Annotated in this window: 5 protein-coding genes, 3 tRNA genes and 1 pseudogene; 7 read left to right on the plus strand and 2 right to left on the minus strand. The window is 51.0% G+C overall.

All coding sequences use genetic code 11. The annotated features are described in order from the left end of the window. Positions 1-23: 23 nt before the first annotated feature. From nagA to nagD, 3 genes are read left to right on the plus strand one after another with little or no spacing between them, the layout of a single operon-like run. Complete coding sequence (gene nagA, locus FEK47_RS24205) at positions 24-1,172, plus strand: N-acetylglucosamine-6-phosphate deacetylase (protein WP_135486505.1); 1,149 nt, start codon at positions 24-26, stop codon at positions 1,170-1,172. Between the two features lie 8 nt (positions 1,173-1,180). After that, complete coding sequence (nagC, locus tag FEK47_RS24210; protein ID WP_130215043.1) at positions 1,181-2,401, plus strand: DNA-binding transcriptional regulator NagC; 1,221 nt, start codon at positions 1,181-1,183, stop codon at positions 2,399-2,401. A 47-nt stretch (positions 2,402-2,448) separates the two neighbouring features. Beyond that, positions 2,449-3,201: a ribonucleotide monophosphatase NagD gene (nagD, locus tag FEK47_RS24215; protein ID WP_000153129.1), complete on the plus strand. Its 753-nt coding sequence runs from the start codon at positions 2,449-2,451 to the stop codon at positions 3,199-3,201. A 50-nt stretch (positions 3,202-3,251) separates the two neighbouring features. On the opposite strand, the pseudogene FEK47_RS25710 reads toward nagD, so the two are convergent. After that, positions 3,252-3,350: pseudogene (locus FEK47_RS25710) on the minus strand (hypothetical protein); the annotation flags it as partial. 247 nt (positions 3,351-3,597) lie between these two features. Here FEK47_RS25710 and asnB point away from each other — a divergent pair. Beyond that, complete coding sequence (gene asnB / locus FEK47_RS24225; RefSeq protein ID WP_135404597.1) at positions 3,598-5,262, plus strand: asparagine synthase B; 1,665 nt, start codon at positions 3,598-3,600, stop codon at positions 5,260-5,262. 41 nt (positions 5,263-5,303) lie between these two features. Here asnB and FEK47_RS24230 read toward each other — a convergent pair whose 3' ends face one another. After that, on the minus strand, positions 5,304-5,741 hold the full coding sequence (locus FEK47_RS24230) for a hypothetical protein (RefSeq protein WP_135486506.1): 438 nt from the start codon (positions 5,739-5,741) through the stop codon (positions 5,304-5,306). A gap of 332 nt (positions 5,742-6,073) precedes the next feature. Between FEK47_RS24230 and FEK47_RS24240 the strand changes: the two genes are divergently transcribed. The 3 genes from FEK47_RS24240 to FEK47_RS24250 all read left to right on the plus strand — a co-directional run bounded on the left by FEK47_RS24240 (position 6,074) and on the right by FEK47_RS24250 (position 6,342). Next, positions 6,074-6,150, plus strand: a tRNA-Met gene (locus tag FEK47_RS24240). Between the two features lie 9 nt (positions 6,151-6,159). Then, a tRNA-Leu gene (locus FEK47_RS24245) sits at positions 6,160-6,244 on the plus strand. Between the two features lie 23 nt (positions 6,245-6,267). Then, positions 6,268-6,342, plus strand: a tRNA-Gln gene (locus FEK47_RS24250). Positions 6,343-6,394 lie beyond the last annotated feature (52 nt).

Here is a 6,394-nt window from a genome sequence, read left to right on the forward strand (position 1 = left end):
TATTTTTGAAATCGGGGGTCGGAATGTATGCATTAACCCAGGGCCGGATCTTTACCGGTCATGAATTTCTTGATGACCATGCGGTTGTTATCGCTGATGGCCTGATTAAAAGCGTCTGCCCAGTAGCGGAACTGCCGCCAGAGATTGAACAACGTTCACTGAACGGGGCCATTCTCTCCCCCGGTTTTATCGATGTGCAGTTAAACGGCTGCGGCGGCGTACAGTTTAACGATACCGCTGAAGCGGTCAGCGTGGAAACGCTGGAAATCATGCAGAAAGCCAATGAGAAATCAGGCTGCACAAACTATTTGCCGACGCTTATCACCACCAGCGATGACCTGATGAAACAGGGTATTCGCGTGATGCGCGAGTACCTGGCAAAACATCCGAATCAGGCGTTAGGTTTACACCTGGAAGGCCCGTGGCTGAATCTGGTGAAAAAAGGTACCCATAATCCGAATTTCGTACGTAAACCGGATGCCGCGCTGGTCGATTTCCTGTGTGAAAATGCCGATGTCATTACCAAAGTGACGCTGGCACCGGAAATGGTTCCAGCAGAAGTGATCAGCAAACTGGCAAATGCCGGGATTGTGGTGTCTGCCGGTCACTCCAATGCAACGTTAAAAGAAGCGAAAGCCGGTTTCCGCGCGGGGATTACCTTTGCCACCCATCTGTACAACGCGATGCCGTATATTACCGGTCGTGAACCGGGCCTGGCGGGCGCGATCCTCGACGAAGCGGACATTTATTGCGGTATTATTGCCGATGGTCTGCACGTTGATTACGCCAACATTCGCAATGCCAAGCGTCTGAAAGGCGACAAACTGTGTCTGGTCACTGACGCGACTGCGCCAGCAGGTGCCAATATTGAACAGTTCATTTTTGCGGGTAAAACAATATACTACCGCAACGGACTTTGTGTGGATGAGAATGGTACGTTAAGTGGTTCATCCTTAACCATGATTGAAGGCGTGCGTAATCTGGTTGAACATTGCGGTATCGCACTGGATGAAGTGCTGCGTATGGCGACGCTCTATCCGGCTCGTGCGATTGGCGTTGAAAAACGTCTCGGCACTCTCGCCGCAGGTAAAGTGGCCAACCTGACCGCATTCACACCTGATTTTAAAATCACCAGGACCATCGTTAACGGTAACGAGGTCGTAACCCAATAAGAGAAAGTATGACACCAGGCGGACAAGCTCAGATAGGTAATGTTGATCTCGTAAAACAGCTTAACAGCGCGGCGGTTTATCGCCTGATTGACCAGCATGGGCCAATCTCGCGAATTCAGATTGCTGAGCAAAGCCAGCTTGCCCCCGCCAGCGTAACCAAAATTACGCGTCAGCTTATCGAACGCGGGCTGATCAAAGAAGTTGATCAGCAGGCCTCCACCGGGGGCCGCCGCGCTATCTCTATCGTCACCGAAACCCGCAATTTCCACGCAATCGGCGTACGTCTCGGTCGTCACGACGCCACCATCACCCTGTTTGATCTCAGCAGCAAAGTTCTGGCAGAAGAACATTACCCGCTACCGGAACGTACCCAGCAGACGCTGGAACATGCCCTGCTGAATGCCATTACTCAGTTTATTGATAACCACCAGCGCAAGCTGCGGGAGCTGATCGCCATTTCAGTGATCCTGCCAGGGCTGGTCGACCCGGACAGCGGCAAAATTCACTACATGCCGCATATTCAGGTGGAAAACTGGGGGCTGGTTGAAGCACTGGAAGAGCGTTTTAAAGTGACCTGTTTTGTCGGCCACGATATCCGCAGTCTGGCGCTGGCAGAGCACTACTTCGGTGCAAGTCAGGATTGCGAGGACTCCATTCTGGTGCGCGTGCATCGCGGAACGGGGGCCGGAATCATCTCTAACGGGCGCATTTTTATCGGCCGCAACGGCAACGTCGGTGAAATTGGCCATATTCAGGTGGAACCGCTGGGAGAACGCTGCCACTGTGGCAACTTCGGCTGCCTGGAAACTATCGCTGCCAACGCAGCCATTGAACAACGGGTGTTGAATTTATTAAAGCAGGGCTATCAGAGCCGTGTGCCGCTGGATGACTGCACTATCAAAACAATCTGCAAAGCCGCGAACAAAGGCGATAGCCTGGCCTCGGAAGTGATCGAGTACGTAGGTCGTCATCTGGGCAAAACCATCGCCATTGCTATCAACTTATTTAATCCGCAAAAAATTGTCATTGCCGGTGAAATCACCGAAGCCGATAAAGTGCTACTCCCTGCTATCGAAAGCTGCATTAATACTCAGGCACTGAAGGCGTTTCGCACTAATCTGCCGGTGGTACGTTCTGAGCTGGATCACCGCTCAGCAATCGGCGCTTTTGCGCTGGTAAAACGCGCCATGCTCAACGGTATTTTGCTCCAGCATTTGCTGGAAAATTAATGTGCTTTTATAGTGGCGCTTATTGTTGTCAATATTCTGGGTAGTCCATGACCATTAAAAATGTAATTTGCGATATCGACGGCGTGCTGATGCACGATAACGTCGCCGTACCGGGTGCAGCGGAATTTTTGCACGGGATTATGGATAAAGGCCTGCCGCTGGTGTTGCTGACCAACTATCCTTCGCAGACCGGGCAAGATCTGGCGAACCGCTTTGCCACTGCCGGTGTCGATGTGCCGGACAGCGTGTTTTATACCTCCGCGATGGCAACCGCCGATTTCCTGCGTCGCCAGGAAGGCAAGAAAGCGTATGTGGTGGGCGAAGGCGCACTGATTCATGAACTGTACAAAGCCGGTTTTACTATTACCGATGTTAACCCTGATTTTGTGATTGTTGGCGAAACGCGTTCCTACAACTGGGACATGATGCATAAAGCGGCCTATTTCGTCGCTAATGGTGCACGCTTTATCGCCACCAACCCGGACACCCACGGGCGCGGTTTTTATCCCGCCTGTGGCGCGCTGTGCGCGGGCATTGAGAAAATATCCGGGCGCAAACCGTTCTATGTTGGTAAGCCGAGTCCGTGGATCATCCGTGCGGCATTAAACAAAATGCAGGCCCACTCGGAAGAAACAGTGATTGTCGGGGATAACCTACGTACCGACATTCTGGCGGGCTTCCAGGCCGGTCTGGAGACGATTCTTGTGCTCTCCGGCGTTTCGTCGCTCGACGATATCGACAGTATGCCGTTCCGCCCAAGCTGGATTTACCCGTCAGTCGCTGAAATCGACGTTATCTGAATAGCAACCACGTCTCAGGGCGTGGTTGATATTGATGACAAACGCCAAACTGCCTGATGCGCTACGCTTATCAGGCCTACGCAGCTCCTGCAATATATTGAATTTTCATGATTTTGTAGGCCGGATAAGGCGTTCACGCCGCATCCGGCATGAACAAATCGCACTTTGTCAGCAATTTGGCCCCCGTAAAATATAACCATTCAATAAAACCCGCTAAAAATTATCGATTCATCAATAAATACATCCTCACACCAGACCTTTTTTCACCAATCGACAATCACTATTACGTTTTTTATTTTTCGACCGCCAAATCTCTTGCGCACAGTGCTGCTTTGCGGCATTTTTTTAAACAAGCAAACACAACAAGCAACAAATACCAGGTTAACGGAGAAGGTTATGTGTTCAATTTTTGGCGTATTCGATATCAAAACAGACGCAGTTGAACTGCGGAAGAAAGCACTCGAGCTGTCACGCCTGATGCGTCATCGTGGCCCGGACTGGTCCGGTATTTATGCCAGCGATAACGCCATTCTCGCCCACGAACGTCTGTCAATTGTTGACGTTAACGCGGGGGCGCAACCTCTCTACAACCAACAAAAAACCCACGTACTGGCGGTAAACGGTGAAATCTACAACCACCAGACATTGCGCGCCGAATATGGCGATCGTTACCAGTTCCAGACCGGGTCTGACTGTGAAGTGATCCTCGCGCTGTATCAGGAAAAAGGGCCGGAATTTCTCGACGACTTGCAGGGCATGTTTGCTTTTGCCCTGTACGACAGCGAAAAAGATGCATACCTGATTGGCCGCGACCATCTGGGGATCATCCCACTGTATATGGGGTATGACGAACACGGTCAGTTGTATGTGGCCTCAGAAATGAAAGCCCTGGTGCCAGTTTGCCGCACGATTAAAGAGTTCCCGGCGGGGAGCTATTTATGGAGTCAGGACGGCGAAATCCGTTCTTATTATCATCGCGACTGGTTCGACTTTGATGCAGTGAAAGATAACGTGACCGATAAAAATGAACTGCGTCAGGCACTGGAAGATTCCGTAAAAAGCCATCTGATGTCTGATGTGCCTTACGGCGTGCTGCTCTCGGGTGGTTTGGATTCCTCAATTATTTCCGCGATCACCAAGAAATATGCCGCTCGTCGCGTAGAAGATCAGGAACGCTCTGAAGCCTGGTGGCCTCAGTTGCACTCCTTTGCCGTAGGTCTGCCGGGTTCACCGGATCTGAAAGCAGCCCAGGAAGTGGCTAACCATCTGGGTACTGTGCACCACGAAATTCACTTCACTGTACAGGAAGGTCTGGATGCCATCCGCGACGTGATTTACCACATCGAAACCTATGATGTGACCACCATTCGCGCTTCAACACCGATGTATTTAATGTCGCGTAAGATCAAGGCGATGGGCATTAAAATGGTGTTGTCCGGTGAAGGTTCTGACGAAGTGTTTGGCGGTTATCTTTACTTCCACAAAGCGCCGAACGCTAAAGAACTGCATGAAGAGACGGTGCGTAAACTGTTGGCCCTGCATATGTATGACTGCGCGCGTGCCAACAAAGCGATGTCAGCCTGGGGCGTGGAAGCACGCGTTCCGTTCCTCGACAAGAAATTCCTCGACGTAGCAATGCGTATTAACCCGCAGGATAAAATGTGCGGCAACGGTAAGATGGAAAAACACATCCTGCGTGAATGTTTTGAGTCGTACCTGCCTGCAAGTGTTGCCTGGCGGCAGAAAGAGCAGTTCTCCGATGGCGTCGGTTACAGTTGGATCGACACCCTGAAAGAAGTGGCGGCGCAGCAGGTTTCTGATCAACAGCTGGAAACTGCCCGCTTCCGCTTCCCGTACAACACGCCGACGTCCAAAGAAGCGTATCTGTACCGGGAGATCTTTGAAGAACTGTTCCCGCTTCCGAGCGCCGCTGAGTGCGTGCCGGGCGGTCCTTCCGTCGCTTGTTCTTCCGCTAAAGCGATCGAATGGGATGAAGCGTTCAAGAAAATGGACGATCCATCTGGTCGTGCGGTTGGTGTTCACCAGTCGGCGTATAAGTAAGAAATGCGGTACTGCCCCGGAGAAATCCGGGGCAATTTCAGTTACTGGGGCGCTTGTTGATTCTGATATGCAGTGAGGAAATGTTCCGGATTTGCTACATCGCTGTTTGACAACTCATCACTGTAGGCCACCAACCAGGTCGCCTGCTCATCCGGAATATGCAGGCTGCCATTTCCCTCTTTCAGGCGTAATAACTCAAAAGATTTGCCCTTAATTACGGCGGTATAGGATTTCTCACCTTCCTGTAATGCTTTCACTTTACAGCGAAAAATCTGACCATCGATGTCATTATCAACATGCGATACCTGAACGAGTGCCTCATTAGACGCTTTCGGCCCGATTCGCATCATCCATACCACAGCGCCTTCCTGCCCACGATAGCCAAAAACATATTTACCGATTTCCGGTTTGACCGTATCGGCAAACGCGGATTGCATAAGTAATAAGACACCCATCAACATCGTCATAAAACGCAGCATAGTATTCCCTCAATAAATCGCCTGAAGTGATAGCAGAGATGCAGGCGTAGCGATCCCTGCCCTGTCCTGTTGCAACGGGCCAGTATTTCATGGATTAATTTCCCACCACTATTGTTGAATTCCGAATTTCATTCTGTATGACAAAAGAATGGCTGTAGGGCGGGGGAAAAACACAAAGTAAACAATAATTGACGAATATAGCGCCACGCTGTTCGCAACCTAACCAAACAGTCACTTTCGAGCAATTTTCCTTGAAAAAGAGGTTGACGCTGCAAGGCTCTATACGCATAATGCGCCCCGCAACGCCGATAAGGTATCGCGAAAAAAAAGATGGCTACGTAGCTCAGTTGGTTAGAGCACATCACTCATAATGATGGGGTCACAGGTTCGAATCCCGTCGTAGCCACCATCTTTTTTTGCGGGAGTGGCGAAATTGGTAGACGCACCAGATTTAGGTTCTGGCGCCGCAAGGTGTGCGAGTTCAAGTCTCGCCTCCCGCACCATTCACCAGAAAGCGTTGTACGGATGGGGTATCGCCAAGCGGTAAGGCACCGGTTTTTGATACCGGCATTCCCTGGTTCGAATCCAGGTACCCCAGCCATCTTCTTCGAGTAAGCGGTTCACCGCCCGGTTATTGGGGTATCGCCAAGCGG

It is taken from the genome of Escherichia sp. E3659 (genome assembly GCF_005781135.1).
Classification (GTDB): domain Bacteria; phylum Pseudomonadota; class Gammaproteobacteria; order Enterobacterales; family Enterobacteriaceae; genus Escherichia.

Excerpts from the sequence above, each read along its gene's own strand:
- FEK47_RS24230 (WP_135486506.1), bottom strand. The coding sequence starts at position 5,741 with ATGCTGCGTTTTATGACGATGTTGATGGGTGTCTTATTACTTATGCAA.
- nagD (WP_000153129.1), top strand. The coding sequence starts at position 2,449 with ATGACCATTAAAAATGTAATTTGCGATATCGACGGCGTGCTGATGCAC.
- nagC (WP_130215043.1), top strand. The coding sequence starts at position 1,181 with ATGACACCAGGCGGACAAGCTCAGATAGGTAATGTTGATCTCGTAAAA.
- nagA (WP_135486505.1), top strand. The coding sequence starts at position 24 with ATGTATGCATTAACCCAGGGCCGGATCTTTACCGGTCATGAATTTCTT.
- asnB (WP_135404597.1), top strand. The coding sequence starts at position 3,598 with ATGTGTTCAATTTTTGGCGTATTCGATATCAAAACAGACGCAGTTGAA.